At 72.8% G+C, this 14,546-nt stretch carries 14 protein-coding genes; 6 read left to right on the forward strand and 8 right to left on the reverse strand.

The features are described 5' to 3' along the window. Window positions 1-21: 21 nt before the first annotated feature. The 4 genes from F6X51_RS15845 to F6X51_RS15860 all read right to left on the reverse strand — a co-directional run bounded on the left by F6X51_RS15845 (window position 22) and on the right by F6X51_RS15860 (window position 4,280). The gene (locus F6X51_RS15845; RefSeq protein ID WP_150964653.1) at window positions 22-1,035 is read right to left on the reverse strand and encodes an adenylate/guanylate cyclase domain-containing protein; all 1,014 of its coding nucleotides are present in this window, start codon (window positions 1,033-1,035) and stop codon (window positions 22-24) included. 253 nt (window positions 1,036-1,288) lie between these two features. After that, complete coding sequence (locus F6X51_RS15850; RefSeq protein WP_150964654.1) at window positions 1,289-2,542, reverse strand: App1 family protein; 1,254 nt, start codon at window positions 2,540-2,542, stop codon at window positions 1,289-1,291. 246 nt (window positions 2,543-2,788) lie between these two features. Next, window positions 2,789-3,061: a hypothetical protein gene (locus tag F6X51_RS15855; protein ID WP_150964655.1), complete on the reverse strand. Its 273-nt coding sequence runs from the start codon at window positions 3,059-3,061 to the stop codon at window positions 2,789-2,791. A 250-nt stretch (window positions 3,062-3,311) separates the two neighbouring features. Beyond that, window positions 3,312-4,280, reverse strand: a complete 969-nt coding sequence (locus tag F6X51_RS15860; RefSeq protein ID WP_150964656.1) for a GGDEF domain-containing protein — start codon at window positions 4,278-4,280, stop codon at window positions 3,312-3,314. Between the two features lie 244 nt (window positions 4,281-4,524). Between F6X51_RS15860 and F6X51_RS15865 the strand changes: the two genes are divergently transcribed. The 3 genes from F6X51_RS15865 (at window position 4,525) to F6X51_RS15875 (ending at window position 6,603) form a co-directional block, all read left to right on the forward strand. Next, window positions 4,525-4,851 (forward strand): hypothetical protein, encoded by a 327-nt coding sequence (locus F6X51_RS15865; protein ID WP_150964657.1) that lies wholly within the window; start codon window positions 4,525-4,527, stop codon window positions 4,849-4,851. A gap of 82 nt (window positions 4,852-4,933) precedes the next feature. Further along, window positions 4,934-5,545: a 5-formyltetrahydrofolate cyclo-ligase gene (locus tag F6X51_RS15870; RefSeq protein ID WP_150964658.1), complete on the forward strand. Its 612-nt coding sequence runs from the start codon at window positions 4,934-4,936 to the stop codon at window positions 5,543-5,545. 410 nt (window positions 5,546-5,955) lie between these two features. Beyond that, on the forward strand, window positions 5,956-6,603 hold the full coding sequence (locus tag F6X51_RS15875; RefSeq protein ID WP_150964659.1) for a hypothetical protein: 648 nt from the start codon (window positions 5,956-5,958) through the stop codon (window positions 6,601-6,603). 70 nt (window positions 6,604-6,673) lie between these two features. On the opposite strand, the gene F6X51_RS15880 is transcribed toward F6X51_RS15875, so the two are convergent. Next, window positions 6,674-6,937: a hypothetical protein gene (locus F6X51_RS15880; protein WP_150964660.1), complete on the reverse strand. Its 264-nt coding sequence runs from the start codon at window positions 6,935-6,937 to the stop codon at window positions 6,674-6,676. A 308-nt stretch (window positions 6,938-7,245) separates the two neighbouring features. Between F6X51_RS15880 and F6X51_RS15885 the strand changes: the two genes are divergently transcribed. Continuing rightward, complete coding sequence (locus F6X51_RS15885; protein ID WP_150964661.1) at window positions 7,246-7,467, forward strand: hypothetical protein; 222 nt, start codon at window positions 7,246-7,248, stop codon at window positions 7,465-7,467. Window positions 7,468-7,736: 269 nt separating this feature from the next. Here F6X51_RS15885 and F6X51_RS15890 read toward each other — a convergent pair whose 3' ends face one another. Next, window positions 7,737-7,934, reverse strand: coding sequence for a hypothetical protein (locus F6X51_RS15890; RefSeq protein ID WP_150964662.1), 198 nt, complete (start codon window positions 7,932-7,934; stop codon window positions 7,737-7,739). A gap of 527 nt (window positions 7,935-8,461) precedes the next feature. After that, window positions 8,462-9,781, reverse strand: a complete 1,320-nt coding sequence (locus tag F6X51_RS15895) for a TAXI family TRAP transporter solute-binding subunit (RefSeq protein WP_150964663.1) — start codon at window positions 9,779-9,781, stop codon at window positions 8,462-8,464. A 747-nt stretch (window positions 9,782-10,528) separates the two neighbouring features. On the opposite strand from F6X51_RS15895, the gene F6X51_RS15900 reads away from it, so the two are divergent. Beyond that, a complete protein-coding gene (locus tag F6X51_RS15900; protein WP_246696827.1) occupies window positions 10,529-12,823 on the forward strand; it encodes a TonB-dependent siderophore receptor in 2,295 nt (764 codons plus the stop codon). A 940-nt stretch (window positions 12,824-13,763) separates the two neighbouring features. Then, the gene (locus tag F6X51_RS15910; RefSeq protein ID WP_191970140.1) at window positions 13,764-14,066 is read left to right on the forward strand and encodes a hypothetical protein; all 303 of its coding nucleotides are present in this window, start codon (window positions 13,764-13,766) and stop codon (window positions 14,064-14,066) included. A gap of 46 nt (window positions 14,067-14,112) precedes the next feature. Here F6X51_RS15910 and F6X51_RS15915 read toward each other — a convergent pair whose 3' ends face one another. After that, window positions 14,113-14,529 carry a hypothetical protein gene (locus F6X51_RS15915; RefSeq protein ID WP_150964665.1) on the reverse strand — a complete coding sequence of 139 codons (417 nt, stop codon included), beginning with the start codon at window positions 14,527-14,529 and terminating at the stop codon, window positions 14,113-14,115. Between the last annotated feature and the right edge of the window lie 17 nt (window positions 14,530-14,546).

Raw genomic sequence — 14,546 nt, forward strand, 5'->3', positions numbered from 1 at the left:
GGCTCCCCTCGAACGCCGGGCTCAGCGCTGGCGCACCGTCGCCACCGCGAGGGGCTCGTCGCGCCCCCGGATGGCGTGGGTGCCGAGATCCTCCGCCACGAGGTCGTCCGGGAGCGGGCCGAGGCAGGCGAGGAGGTCGGCCGAGACCAGCAGGTCGGCCCCGAGGGATTTCGACAGGGCCTCGAGCCGGGCCGTGGTGTTCACCACGTCGCCGAAATACGCGATCTTGTGGCGCTCGAACCCGATCTCGGCGGTGACGACCGAGCCGCAATGCAGGGCCGCGCGGAATTCCGGCACCTGCCCGAACCGGGCCTGCCAGGCCTCCGCCTCCGCGGCGATCGTGGCGGCGAAGTCGAGGACGCAGCGCAGGCAGGCGGCGTCCCGCCTGCCGCGCGTCAGCGTCCAGGTGACCAGGGCCATGTCGCCGATATAGTCGTCGATCGACCCGCCCGAGCGCCGCACCGGCAGGGCGAGCGCGTTGAAGATCTGCCCGAGATAGGCCTGGGCCGCGAGGTCGCCGTGCCGGTCGGCGAAGCGCGTCGACCCGGCGACGTCGAGGAACAGGAAGATCCGCTCCTCGCTGATCGGGCGATGGTAGCGCCCGATCAGCAGGTTGGTGAACACGCTCGGGCCGATCAGGTCGCGCACGCGGAACACGAACACGATTACGGCCGAGACCCCGAGGGCGTAGGCGAAGCCGGTCTCGGACATGATCATCGCCTCGCGGGCGCTGCGCATGTGGCCGAAGACGCGGTTCAGCACGGTGCCGGCCATCGCGTTGCCGACGACGATCATCACCGCGTAGGTCGCCAGCGTCGCGGCGGCGAAGAGCGGGGTCGCGGCCTGCCGGATCCGGTTGCGCCAGCGCGGGGCGAGGACGCCGCGCTCGTAGAGCAGGATCGGCGCGCCGATGAAGGCGCCGCGCAGGGCCGAGGCCGTCAGCGTGTCGGCGGCGAAGACGAACGCGTAGAGGAGGCCCGCCAGGGCCCCGAGCAGGGGCGCGACGAAGCAGAACCGGAGCCGTTGGTAGCGCATCCCCGCCGTCTTACGCGACGGGACGATCCGCTGCAGCCCTCGCGGCCCGACGCCCGGGACCGCGCTCTCCGGCAGGCCCGCACTCATGCGCTTCCGCCGGCGGGCAGGTGGGGCTGCCGGTGCCCGTCGATCCCCTCACGCATGCCTGGTCCTCCGCGACCGCCCTTCCGGGGCCCCGCGCACCGAAGCGCGCCGAGGCGCACCGAAGCGCACTTGGCCGATGCCCGGGCTATTCGGCCGGGATCCGGCGCGGTTACGTCCCCGGCCCGACCCGGGGGCTGCGTCCCTCCGGCTCGATCACCACGTTCGGCGGCTCCGGGGCGCCGTCGAGGACGTCGCGCAGGCGCTCCCCCGGCACGCGCTCCAGCGCCGGCCCGGCGATCTCTCCAGCCGGTCCGGCCCCGTCCGCCGTCAGCCGCTCGGCCGCGACCGCGGCGACGGCCTCGGGGGCGATCAGCCCGAGCCCCGCGGCGTGCTCGGCCATCGCCACGCTGTCGGCCGCCAGCACGAGGCTGCTCCGCGCCGCCGTGACCGAGACGGCGAGCCGCTCGATCTCGCGGATCCGGGCCGCGTCCCGCGACACGTTGCGGATGTAGACGGCGACCACCCGGCCCGGGTGGTCCGCCACGATCCGGGCATAGACCTCGGGATCGTGCTGCCCGCTATCGCCGATCAGCACGAAGGGCAGGTCGGCGTAGAGCCCCAGCATGTGGCCGATCAGGTCGCGCTTGTGGTCCTCCGCGCGGCGCGGCAGCGGGTGGCGCCAGGACAGGCCCCACTCGCGCAGGAACAGGACCGGCCCCTCCGGGATCGCGTGCTGGCGGAAGAACTCAGTGAGCATCTCGTAGATGCCCCAGGGCGCCCGCGAGACGTAGAGCATCGGGTTGGCCGCGTCCCCCGCCGCGCCCGCGTGCAGGGCCCGGTAGAGGGCCGCGGCGCCCGGGAAGGCGACGCGGCTCGCGGCGTCGGCCACGAACAGGCGCCAGAGCATCTTGAGCTTGTTGGCGACGCCCGTCCGCATCACCGTGTCGTCGATGTCGCTGATCACGACGCAGCGGCATTGCGGCGGCGGGATGAAGACCTGCCCCCGCGCCTGGACCGGCGGGTCGGCCGCGAGGGTGAGATCGACCGCGTGCCAGCCGTCCCGGCTCGGCGGAACCGCGCGCGGATGCAGGTGGATGCGGAAGTAGCCGTCCCGGTCCGCCGTCACCGCGGCCTCGGAGCCGCCGAAGCGGGCGGTGATGCCCGCCCCCCGGATCGGGCGGCGGGTGATGCGGCGCCGGACGTCGCGCAGGAGCACCCGCAGGCTGCCGCTCTCGCCGGCCCCGTCCGGCCGGGATTGCCGGAAGGCGCGGCCGATCAGGAAGACCTCGGTCGTCGAGCCGTAGCCGCGATAGGGCTCGAGGACGAGCCCGTCCTCGCCCTGCGCCCGGCGGACGGGGCGGGTGAGCAGGCGCAGGGCGCGGAAGACCGCGCCCCGCCACCCCGGAGGCGGGGCGGCGCTCATGCGCGCGGCGCGCCGGCGGCTTCGGGGATCCGCGCCGGGAGGATCATGCAGGGGCGATCATGCGAGGGGCATCACGCGAGGACGAACATGGCGGCACCGGCGCTCGGGGCGGGGCGAGGGACCGGCGCGGGCCCCCTCACCGCGCGTCAACGCGGAAGGCGCGATCCCGCTGCATGCCGGCGGCGTTTCGCGTGCCGGGTCCGCCGGGCCGGTGGCCCGCGCGGGATCCGCGTCGCCGGCGCGCGCTCAGGGATCCGTCTCGTCCCCGTCCGGGGCCGCGAGGCCGTACTGGGCGAGGAGGGCCGCCCGCCGGCCGCGGGCCGCGAGGGCGCGCACCGCGTGGTGGCGGCCCGCCTGCGCGAAGATCTCGCCGACCCCGCCGGGCTGGCCCGCCGCGTCGTGGGCGAGGCGCGCCATGTCGGCCGCCGATCGCTCGTCGGCCGCGATCGCCTGCTCCATGGTCTCGAGGACCGCCCGGACCATCGGGATCAGGCTCGCGTAACGATCATCGGCTCTCATCAGCATGCCTCCCCGGATGGCGCTCACGGCCTCGTGCGGAGGACACTATGCCTGAAAATCCGGGCCTCGGCGATCCGCCGGCGCCGCACCGAATCGAGGGCCGCGGCAGGGCCTCGCCGCCGAGGTGTCGGAGCCAAGTGTCGCAGGGAGGCGTCGCAGGCAGGCGTCGCAGGCAGGCGTCGCAGCGAGGTGTTGCAAGGACATGGCGCAGGAAGGCGTCGCGGCCTGCGCCCGCGCCCGGCGCCAGGGTTCAGCCGACGCTCCGGCGCGCGCGCGTCTCGTGCGGCGCGGACACCGCCCCGAAGATGCGGACGGCGCTCCGGCCCGCCGCCTTCGCGTCGTACAGGGCCGCATCGGCCTCCGCGAACACCTCCGAGCCGGCCCGGCCCCGGCGGCGGCCGAGGATCGTCGCCCCGATCGACGCCCCGATCGCCAGGCGGGCGCCGTTCCAGGCGATCGGCTGGCACAGGGCGGCGGAGGCGCGGGCGAGCATCGCGGCGATCCGGCCCGGCCCGAGGGGGCCTCGCAGCAGCACGGCGAACTCGTCCCCGCCGATGCGGGCGACCAGGACCGCGTCGCCGAACAGGCGCTGCAGCCGGAGGGCGACCTGCCGCAGGCACTCGTCCCCGGCGGCGTGGCCGAGCCGGTCGTTGACGGCCTTGAAGTGATCGAGGTCGATCAGCGCCAGGGCGGCGACGCCCGCATGGTCGCGCGCGTCGGCGACCATGGCGCGGTAATGCGCGTCGAAGACGCCGCGATTGGCCAATCCGGTCAGGGAATCGTGCTCGGCGCGCTGGCGCAGGCGGTGCCAGGCCTCGCGTTCCCCCGTGATGTCCTGCTTGGCGCCGAACAGGCGCACCGGCCGGCCCTCCGCGAAGGCGAGGTCGGCCGTGATCCGGATCCAGCGGGTCTCCCCGCGCCAGGTCCGGATCTCGCTGTCCAGGACGAAGCCGCGGCCGAACCGGATCGCCTCGGCCCGCACCAGCTCCAGCTCGCGCCGCGACGCCTCGGCGTAGCGGTCGACGATCGCGGACCGGGTCAGGCGGGCGCCGGCCGGGAGCCCGAAGAGATCGTAGACCCCCGCCGTCCAGGTCAGCCGCTCGGTGGCGAGATCGCATTCCCAGGCGCCCATCCGGACGAGCCGGGCGGCCTGCTCGTAGAGCCGCTTGTGTTGCCGGAGGGAGCGCCCCGCCTCGACTGAACCCGGATCGTTTCGCATCGCGTGGCCCAGCGCATCCCTGTGGTTCCGAGGAACGACGTCCACCGTAGGCGGAACTGCTTAAACCGAGGTTGCGCCCGCGGCGGCGCCTCTTCGCCCGCGGCGGCGCCTCGCCGCCGGCACCCTGCGTATGCGCCGCGACGTTGTCAGGCCCGCCGCCGGTGCTAGGCTGCCCGGATCGGCCGCGGCTGGCGGCCTCGATGCCGGGGCGTTTTCCCCGCGCCGCACGGCGAGGTGAGGGCCGATGAGTGCGCACCCGAGTCGATCCGCCGAGGAATGGGGCCGGATCATCGCCGACGCCTACGCGGCCCAGACCCGGCCGCCGCTGACGCCCCAGCTCCTCGAGGACGTGCGCGGCATCGTGGTCGAGGCCGTCCGGGAGGCGGAGGCGTCCGGCGCCGCGGAGGCCGAGTGGTGCGAGCGGGTCAACCTCGTGCTGGACCGGGGCGAGATGTCCCTGCATGCGGCGGTGGGACCGCGGCTCGCCGCGATCGACGACGCGGCCGGGGCCGCCGTCATGGCGCACCGCTCGGAGGCGGGGCGGCCCTTGCGGGCCTTCGGCGGACAATAGGGAGCCCCTCGGGTCGCGGGCGGGCGCTTGCGAGCGCACGAAGCGGTCGCGCAGGGCGCAGAGGCGGGATGGGAGCGGCGCGATGGATGACCTGACCAAGGCCCCGGACCACGATCCGGCCCCCCCGGACCCGGACGCGGACTGGCCCGCGATCCGCGACTGGCGCAAGGCGACGCGGACCCGGCTGATCGCCGAGCGCATCGCAATCCCGGCCCCGGACCGTGCCGCCCGGAGCGAGCGGATCGACCGGGCCCTCGCCGCCGCCCTCGAGGCCCGGCCCAGCCGGCTGATCGGCTTCTACTGGCCCTTCCGCGGCGAGTACGACCCGCGGGGCCTCCTGGCCGCGCTGCGCGAGCGCGGCGCCCACCTCGCCCTGCCGGTGATCGTCGAGCGCGGGCGCCCCCTGGTCTTCCGCGCCTGGGCGCCCGGGAGCCTGATGACGGAGGGCGTCTGGAACATCCCGGTGCCGGAGGCCGGCGACACCGTCCAGCCCGACCTGCTGATCGTGCCCCTCGTCGGCTTCGATCGCCGGACCTACCGCCTCGGCTACGGCGGCGGCTTCTACGACCGCACCATCGCGGCGATGCCGGCGCGGCCGCGCACCCTCGGGGTCGGCTTCGCGCTGGGGCAGCTGGAGACGATCTACCCCCAGCCCCACGACATCGCCCTCGACGCCGTGATCACCGATGCCTGACCCGCGGGACCGGCTGCGCCGGCGCGGCGGCACCGCAGCCGCGGGTGATTCGCCGCGGCCCCGTTGCGCCGACCGCCACCCGCCCGAATCCCCGTCTTGAATCCTCACCCTGCCCAATCGCCCTGCCCTCCTGCTCCCACGCCCGCCCATGACCCTCAGCTCGGCGCACCGCATCGGCCTCCTGCTGTTCCTCCTGCTGCTGCCGCCGATCACCTACGGCGTGGCGGCCTGGCTGCTGCTGTGATCGGGCGGCCGGCCCTCCCCGTCCGGGGCCGCCGGCGCGACCGCGGAAATTTCGCGCCCCGCCCCCCGCGCGGCGCCATATTTTGCGCGCGAGTGATCGGGTATTGCTGGGTCTTCGCGTGCGGAAGCGGTTCGCTGCGCCGTCTCGCGCCTCGGAACGGGGGCTCATGGTGAAGTCGTTACTCGTCGCAGCGCTGCCGATTCTGCTCCTCGGCGGCTGCATCAGCACCGATTCCGATCCGCTGGCCCTCGGCCGCGGCGGCGCACCGGGCGTGGCCCCGGCCGCCCTGGCACAGGCCGCGCCGCCGGAGCCGGCCGCCGCCATGCCGGGGCAACTCCTGCCGCAGGCCAATGCCCCGTCCCGCGTCGCCGGGGTCGATCCCTACGCCGCCCTGTCGCGGGCGGACGCGATCCAGGCCCGGGTCTCCACCCGGGCGGCGACCTACGAGGCCCCGCCCGACACCCCGCCCGCGCGGCGCTCCGTCAGCGGCTCGGCCCTCGCCTCGGCCGATCCCGAGCAGCCCGTCCCGGCCGCCGGCCTCGGCCACATGATGGCGATGGCGCCCGGCGGCGCGCCGGCCCGCACCGCCGTGGCGCAGGCGGAAGCGATCCATTCCGGCCCGACCGCGACGGTCGAGGCCCGCGCCGCCAAGGAGCAGCGGGCGCAGGACCAGCGCAACAAGCGCTTCGATTCCGAGGTGCGGCGCGTCACCGCCTCGGTCTGCGCGGAATGCGGGCCGGCCCCGGCCCGCGGCAGGCGGACGCGGCCCGCCCCCGTTCCGGATCCGGCGGAGGTCGCGCCCGACGCGGAGTGATCCGCCGGGCCGGCACCCGGTTCCCGGCGCCTCCCAGACGCCTCCCGTCCTGACCCGTCCGCGAGGCGGCCTAGCGGCGCGCGGGTGCCACGATCGTGCCGGTCGCCCCGGTCGGGGCCGGCTGCGTCATCCGATTGCGGTTGTTCTGCATCATCCGGGTGTTGGCGCCCGAGGTCTGCTGCTGCTGGCTCGCCGTGCCCTGCGCCTGCCCGGCCAGGGAATTGTTGATGCTGTTGAGGTTCGAGCTCGGCGCGCCCTGGGCCAGGGCCGGGGCGGACGAGGCCGCCGCGGCGGCACCGAGAAGCGCGAAGGCGACGAGTGTTGGCGCGCGCATGGCGGCCCTCCTGGTTTGGTGTGCGGCCTGCAACGACGACGCGCCGGCATCGGGCAGGTTCCCGGCCGGTCCGACGGGATCCGGGCGCCACGGGCCAGGGTGATCCGGACCCTGTCCCCGCGGGCTGCAGAATAGCGCGCCGGGATCACGTCCGCTCAAGCACCATAATGCAAGGAAGACAGGTCTCGGCGTCCTGACGCGCCATCGCATGCGCGCTCTGCATGACTGGAATGTGGGATCTGGTATGCCAAAACGGGGCGCGGGCTGTCATGAATGCTGCAACGCAAACGCCTCACGGGATCCGCACCATGATCGCTCTCATCCTCGCCACCGTCGCTGCCGGCGCCGTCAACGTCGCCCTGGTCGCCGTCCTGGCCGACCGCCTCGGCCCGAAGACCGACGCGTCCGCCGCGGCCGGCGAGCTCGTCGCCCTCAACGGGGCCGCGTCCGGCCCGGCCAAGCCCATCGCAGCCAAGCCCGCCTTCGCCGGCAACGAGAATGCCCTGGCGGCCGCGGCCCGCGCCGCCTGAGCGCGCCGACGCCGCGTTTCAAGGGCTTTCCGCAGCCCGGTTGACGATCGGCCCTGCCGGGTTCCCGGCGGGGCTTTTTCGTGCCCGGGCCGCGGCGATGCCGACCCCGGCACCCGAGACCGGCCGGCGCGGACGTCGCGGCGCTGCCCGGCACCACGATGCGGATCGGCCGCTCCTTCGGGGAGATCGGGCGCCCCGTGGTGGCAGGGCCCCCGCCGGCACCCGCGCGATGCCCGGGCAGGTCGCCGTGCCGATCGCGGGCGGCGGGCTCAGTGCGTCCGCCCGGCGTACATCGACCAGGGGTTCGGCGCGTAGGGGCCCGGCACCTCGGCGTCGGCCGGCACCTGCGGGGCCGGCGCCTCGCGCTCGACATCCTCGAGCGCGTGGACGACGAGCGCGTGGGCGTCGGCGTTCTGGGCGACGATGACGCGGAGCGCTGCAACGAGCTGATCGTGGACGTCCGACATGATCCGGTCCTCCGGGGAGACGCGGCGAGATGTGGCCCAGACGGGGCCGTGACGCTGTGCGGATCCTCACCTGAGCCGGCCCGGGCCGGCCGCATCCCCGTGCGCCCGGACACGCCGCGGCCCGCCGGAGTTCGACGCCGGACGGCGACCGGACCGGCGGCCTCCTCCGCCCATCCGCGGATCGGCACAGGCCCCCGAGCGTCGGCCCGGGATTGCCGCGCCGCCCGTCCCCGCACGCGTTCCGGCATCGCGGCCTGGCGGCCGAGCAGGGCACCATGGCCACCGGCCGCGCGTCGCCGTGTTGAGGGGAAAGCGCGCGCGACCGGTGGCTGCCGCCCCGGTGCGTCGCCGGGGTGCGCGCAGCAGCATGGGGGGCGAGCGTTGCCCGCATGTGTCCGGAACCGGGGCGCGACGGCGCGGCCGGCCCCGGCGCGCGGAGACGGCCGCGCGCCATCCGCCGGATCCGCTCGCGCAGGCTCCGAGGTCCGGCTGCGACGGCCGCGACGACAGGGAGCATCGATCCTCGCTCACCGTGCGGTCGCGGAGGCCGCCTCGCGCTCCTGCGGATGCTCCCGCGCCGGCATCCGGCACCGCCGCACGGCCTCGCGCACATGCGACACGAGGAGGGTGACGAGGCGCATCTCCGTGCTCTCCGCACGCCCGAGCGCCTCGGCCCGGATCGCCGCCGCCGCGATCGCGTCCGCCTCGGCGACGAGGTCGTCCAGCGCGCGCGGCTCCGCATCGGGCACGGCCAGCCAGATCTCCAGGAGCCGCATGACGCGGGTCGGCGGCTGGCGCGGGCGCAGGCGCTGGTACAGGGCGGCCCCCGCCGCGCCCATCGAGGCCATGCCGCTCGCCACCAGCCCCAGCCAGTAGACCGCGTTCTGCATCTGGTCGGACAAGCTCGGCAGGTTGCCGGAGAGGTAGGCCGCGGTGCCGGTGTGGATCGGCAGCGCCTGCGTCTTGTCATCCGGGTCCGGTGCCTCGATGCCGGCCAAATCCCTGTCGAGGGCCGCGAGCCTGGACTTGTCCGTCAGGACCTCGCGGGTGATCTCGCCGGCCAACCAGTCCGGCATCGCGGCGGTGGCGGCCAGCCGGTAGCTCACCGACAGCGTCGTGATGTCGTCGCCGGGCGACGGCAGCGAGCCCTGGAAGGTGCCCTTGGGGACGTCGAGGGTCTCCAGGACGGGCTGCTCCTTGGCGATGGCCGCAGCCTCGTCGATCTCGAAGGTCCTCGGCCGGTCCTCGCCGCCCTTCCGCAGGGCCGCGTAGAGCGAGAGCCACGCCCCGCTCGCGGCCGGCGCCACGACGAAGAGCACGTCGACCTCCCGCCGCCGCACGGCCTCCGGCAATTGCTCCAGGGTGAACACGCGCCGCCGCACGGTCTCCGGCGGGACGGCGTAGTGCTGGAGGATCAGATCCAGGAGCTTGGCATCGAGGGGCCGGCCGTCGAGCAGGCCGACGGCGTGCCCGCGCAGCGCCCGCACGCCGTCGATGCGGCCGGCCGGGGCCACGAACACCACGGCGTCGCGGCGCAGGATGGCGAGGGTCTGGCTGTTCTGGCCGGCCCCGTCGCTGCGCACGATGGCGAGATCGCTGCTGCGGGTGTCGAGCGACGCCGCGGCGGCCGCGAGGTCGGGCACCGGCGCGGTTCGGATCCGCACGCGCGGGTGCTCGGCCGCGAAGACCTGCGCCAGGGCCGATGCGGCGCGCCGGCCCTCCGGGTTCGCCGGCACCGCGATGCTGAGGGTGAGCAGCCCGAGCAGGAGGTGGATCACCGCCGCGGCGGCGGCCGAGCCCAGGATGACCAGGCCCACCACGAGGAGCGTGACCGCGCGACGTCTCATCGTTCCTGTTCCGCTATTCGAGAGGCCGGGATCGTGGGGCGAGGATGCAACCTCCGGTCTCATCAGATCCCTCGCCGGATCAATCCCCCGTGCGATGACAAGGGACGACGGAGGCGGGATTGCGACGGGCCGCCGGATGCCGGACGGTCGGGTGGCCTTGTTCGGCCACTCGCGTGGCGGCGGCTGCACCGACCGACCGGCCGGAGGGCGCCACCCGGTGCCCCGGCCTCATGCGTGCGGCCTCATGGGACGGCCTCATGGGCGCGGATGGGCCTGCGCCTGATCCTCGCATGCCCTTCAAAATCGCAAATCGCGCAGGGCCTTGGCGTCGATCCGGCGACGTGCCGTCGAAACCGTCCCCGGTCCTCCGCGCGTTGGCCCCGACGGCGCGGCAGCCGGCGGGTGCCCAGGCGCGCTTGGCGACGGCGCTGAACCGACGGGCCGAGCGCGGACAACCCGCCAGCCCCCAGGTCTCAAGGCTCAGTTGCAGTTTTGCCACAATCCCCACATCCGGAACGCGGCCGCCCTGCGGGAGATCCGGGTCCGGACGCGATCGGTTCGATAAAAGCAACTTGCCGGGCAGAGACTTAAGCGATCAGACCCGTTTCTTTGAAAGATTCGAATCTAGACCAGTTTATACCGGCTCTAAAACACCGGCGTTGCGGATGAAATCACGTCTGACTAGCAGCGAAACAAGATTAGTTTCCATCGTTGCGTCGTGGCGACCACATGACCGGTATTCGCATCATGCTTCCAACGGAAGGCGTCAGCCGCCGAATCCCGCGCGCCCAGCGCACGTTGCCGACAGGCATCGCGATCGCGGTCCTGCTTGCGGGGATCGGTTCGGCCGAGGCGCAGGCCTCGAAGCCGCCGGGCACCTCGAACACCCCGAGCGCGGCCGGGGCTGCGGAAGCCGGGTCGGTCAGGCTCGACGAGCTGTCGGTCGAGGCGCAGCAGCCGACCTTCGGCACGACGGGGTTCGTGGCGACGCGCTCGACCGCGGGCATGAAGGGCAACGACTCGATCCTGCAGACACCGGCCACCGTCAGCGTCATCACCCGCGAGGAGCTCGACGTCCGCGGCGTGCAGGACCTCAACACGGCCGTCGCCTACACGCCCAACATCCAGGCGGTCGATTATCCCGGCGGACAGGGCGGCCCGACCTTCACCCTGCGCGGCTTCAACGCCAACAATTTCGACAATGTCTACGAGGACGGGTTGCGCTACGGCTTCAACTCGTTCGACCAGAACGTCGAGCCCTACGCCTACGAGCGCATCGACGTGATCAAGGGCCCGATCTCGGTGCTCTACGGTGCCGGCCAGCCCGGCGGCATCATCAACCTCGTGTCGAAGCGCCCGAGCTTCACGCCCTTCAACGAGGTGTTCCTTCAGGGCGGCAACCGAAATCGGATCCAGGCCGGTTTCGACCTGACCGGGCCGGTCGAGGGCGCACCGCAATTCGCCTATCGGATCACCGGCCTCATCCGGAACGCCGACAGCCAGTTCCGCTACACGCCGGACGACCGCACCTTCATCGCCCCGGCCGTGACGTGGCGGCCGGATGCCGACACCTCGCTGACGGTGCTGGCCAAATACGCCGAGTTCCGCGGCGGGGGCTCCGAGCAGAGCCTGCCGATCGTCGGCTCGATCATCCCGAGCAGCCGGGGCTTCTACCAGCGCGACCTCTTCGTCGGACAACCGAACTTCAACACGGGCTTCCTCGAGAACAAGGAGATCGGCTACGTCCTCGACCATACCTTCGCGCCCGGATGGCTCCTGCACTCGGCCTTCCGGGCCTTCGAGACCACCTCGAAATTCGATGCCGTCGGCGCATCCCCGGCCACGACCCCCGCGAGCTTCCTCGCCGTCTCGGTCTTTCCCTATCTCAGGGATCAATCGAGCCAGGGGCTGCTCGCCGACAACCACGTCGAGGGCCAGTTCGCGACGCTCGACATCCAGCACAACGTGGTCTTCGGCGTCGACTTCCAGAACTACTACCGCCGCGACGCGCGCACCTACCCGAACGGCTATCCCACGGCCGCGGCCAACCGCCTGATCGATCTCTACAATCCGATCTACAACCTCGCGATCGCCTTCCCGCAGCGGACGAACTTCTCGGCCCGCGCGCTCCAGCAGCAGACCGGCCTCTACGCCCAGGACCAGATGCGGTGGAACGGCTTCATCCTGACGGGGAGCCTGCGCAATGACTGGGTCGACCAGGAGATCCGCAGCACCTTCAACTTCCCGAACCTGCCCTTGCCGACGCTGAACCGGACCACGATCGACCAGCAGAGCTTCTCGGCCCTGAGCTACCGCGTGGGGTTGGGCTACGAGTTCGACTTCGGCGTCGTGCCCTACGCCTCCTACTCCACCTCGTTCAACCCGCAGATCGCGGGGCAGCGCGCCGACGGATCGGCGCTGAGCCCGCGGGAGGCGACCCAGGTGGAGGGCGGCGTCAAATGGCAGCCCCCGGGCAGCAACGCCCTCTACACCGCCTCGTATTTCGAGATCACGCAGACCAACATTCCGCTGGCGGATCCGCTGAACCCCGGCTTCTTCATCCAGACCGGCGAGGCGGTGGCCAAGGGTTTCGAACTGGAGGGCAAGGCCAACCTGTTCGAAGGCTTCAACCTCATCGTCGGCTTCGCGCATCTCGACACGAAGGTGACCAGGAACCCGTCCGATCCGACGCTCGTCGGCAACCGGCTCGCCAACGCCCCGGCCAACACCCTCTCGCTCTTCGCGGACTACACCTTCCCGATCGGATCGCCGTTCGGCGGCTTCCGCGCGGGCGCGGGCGTGCGCTACGTCGGCGCCCGCACGGATGCGACCAATGTCGACTACGTCCCGGGCTACGCCCTGGTCGACGCCTCGCTCAGCTACGATCTCGCCCGCATCGACCCCTCGTGGAAGGGGGCGACCCTGTCGGTGAACGCGACCAACCTGTTCGATCAGCGGTATTTCACCTCCGGCTTCTACACGGGCTACGTCTTCGAAGGCTTCCGGCGCAGCGTATTCGGAACCCTGACCTATCGCTGGTAGGAAGCGCCGTCACGGCCCCCCGACATCGATCGCCCCGACGGGAACCGCATCCCGGCTGCGCGCGGCAGCGCCCGGCGTTGGCCGCCGCCGCTCCCGCCACTGCCACCGCCGCTGCCCTGAGGCACCGCGCCCGAGGGCTGGGCGGCATCGCGAGGCCGGGCGAGCAGCAGCCTGTGCACGAACGCCTTCCGCGGACAGGCAGGCCGGCGTTGCGCGCTGGCTCCTCGGCGTGTCCGTGTGCGGCAGAACGGCCGAGCCGCGCCGGAGGTCCCCTCGAGAGCGTCGCCGCAGCATGGCGGGGATCGGGTCGGACACCGACGATCCCGCGGCCGAAATCCCGCGATCCGCATGAGGCGACGGACGGAGTGTGACATCGGTCACAGATCCGGCCCGCCGAAGCGCCCACCAAGGCGATCAGCCATTGCGGTTCGCCTGCCGGCGTCGCGTCGATCTCGTCCATCGTCGCTGGCATCAGCGTTGCCGATATCGGGAAGCGCCGCCCGTCCTCGTGCCATTTGCGGACGAGTCCCGGTCGGCTGTCCAGGATTGAGCCGATGCCTGTCCTTCAAGCACCACCTCGGATCGAGCCCCAGGGCCTCGCAGGCCGGCGCGCCGTGGCCGCCGCCAACGCGAGATGGTTTCGTGCCCTGGCCTGGCGAGCGTTGCGTGACGGCCATCCGAACGGGGCGCTACGCGCGGCCAATGCCCGCGCCGCCGCCTGGATCGTCATCCGGCAGGCCCAACGAGACGCCCTCGTCCGTCACATGGCAAGGGCGGCGCTCGGAACGCCGTTGCCTCCTCGGCAAGCCGACGCCTGCTCCCCGGCCGCGTAGGGCGCGGCGATGCGGCGCCGCGGCCCCGGTGTGTGGTTCGCTGTACAAGCGACGTGGAAATGGTTAACAAAAGCCTAACGAATCATCTTCGCGGGAGCGAATCGGTGATGACGGGCGAAACATTCAACGTCTTCCATCGTAAGCGAAACCCGACGATGTGCTGCGCCGTCAGGCAAAGCCAGCCCGTACCCAGCTTCATCCAGGGCGAGATCTGGGATTTCGACGGGACGGTGAGCGATCCTGTCTCGGCACCGCTCGGCTTCCAGTTCGAGGCGGCGAGCGAGGCTGCGCTCCTCTTGGGTTACTATCTGTTCCAGCGGTTCTCCGGTGCGAGCGAGGGGATGCACCTCCCCTCTGGTCCGGTGATGCAGCGGGTGTTCCACGTCGAGCAGTCCCTGGTCTCGGCCTGAACGTCGCCGAGGGAGCGCACGGCCTTCCGGATGACCCGCGCCGTCCTCAGAAATGGCGGGAGGTCGCGGCGATCGACCGCTCACGGACGAGTTCGATGATACCGGCCGCGCTCGTGGGCGAGATGCCGGCCGCGCTCAGCGCCCGCCGCGCGTTCACCCGTGCGTCGTTGATCGAAATCGTCTGGCCAGCGCCGAAGGTCGAGGAGGCGCGCTTGTCGAATTCCTCCGCGGCGAAGTGGAAGGCCGCGCAGTAGAAGGCGCCCTGCAGGTCGCGCGGCGCGTGGGCGAGTTGCTCCCAGCATTCCTGGATCTTCCGGGTCACATCGGCCAGGGAGCCGCGCCGGACGGTGGCGGCGAACGCACCGACGCCGCGCTCGATCGCCTCGTCCGGTGCGGGCTGCTGCGCCAGTGCGCCGGTCACCAGCAGCGCAACGAGCGCGGCGGTGAGCGCGCCGCCCTTCACGTCAGGGTTCCTCCGCT

The sequence above is a fragment of the Methylobacterium planeticum genome, assembly GCF_008806345.1.
GTDB lineage: Bacteria > Pseudomonadota > Alphaproteobacteria > Rhizobiales > Beijerinckiaceae > Methylobacterium > Methylobacterium planeticum.

Coding starts and splice junctions, on each gene's coding strand:
- F6X51_RS15845 (WP_150964653.1), bottom strand. CDS start 1,035: ATGCGCTACCAACGGCTCCGGTTCTGCTTCGTCGCGCCCCTGCTCGGG.
- F6X51_RS15850 (WP_150964654.1), bottom strand. CDS start 2,542: ATGAGCGCCGCCCCGCCTCCGGGGTGGCGGGGCGCGGTCTTCCGCGCC.
- F6X51_RS15855 (WP_150964655.1), bottom strand. CDS start 3,061: ATGAGAGCCGATGATCGTTACGCGAGCCTGATCCCGATGGTCCGGGCG.
- F6X51_RS15860 (WP_150964656.1), bottom strand. CDS start 4,280: ATGCGAAACGATCCGGGTTCAGTCGAGGCGGGGCGCTCCCTCCGGCAA.
- F6X51_RS15865 (WP_150964657.1), top strand. CDS start 4,525: ATGAGTGCGCACCCGAGTCGATCCGCCGAGGAATGGGGCCGGATCATC.
- F6X51_RS15870 (WP_150964658.1), top strand. CDS start 4,934: ATGGATGACCTGACCAAGGCCCCGGACCACGATCCGGCCCCCCCGGAC.
- F6X51_RS15875 (WP_150964659.1), top strand. CDS start 5,956: ATGGTGAAGTCGTTACTCGTCGCAGCGCTGCCGATTCTGCTCCTCGGC.
- F6X51_RS15880 (WP_150964660.1), bottom strand. CDS start 6,937: ATGCGCGCGCCAACACTCGTCGCCTTCGCGCTTCTCGGTGCCGCCGCG.
- F6X51_RS15885 (WP_150964661.1), top strand. CDS start 7,246: ATGATCGCTCTCATCCTCGCCACCGTCGCTGCCGGCGCCGTCAACGTC.
- F6X51_RS15890 (WP_150964662.1), bottom strand. CDS start 7,934: ATGTCGGACGTCCACGATCAGCTCGTTGCAGCGCTCCGCGTCATCGTC.
- F6X51_RS15895 (WP_150964663.1), bottom strand. CDS start 9,781: ATGAGACGTCGCGCGGTCACGCTCCTCGTGGTGGGCCTGGTCATCCTG.
- F6X51_RS15900 (WP_246696827.1), top strand. CDS start 10,529: ATGCTTCCAACGGAAGGCGTCAGCCGCCGAATCCCGCGCGCCCAGCGC.
- F6X51_RS15910 (WP_191970140.1), top strand. CDS start 13,764: ATGACGGGCGAAACATTCAACGTCTTCCATCGTAAGCGAAACCCGACG.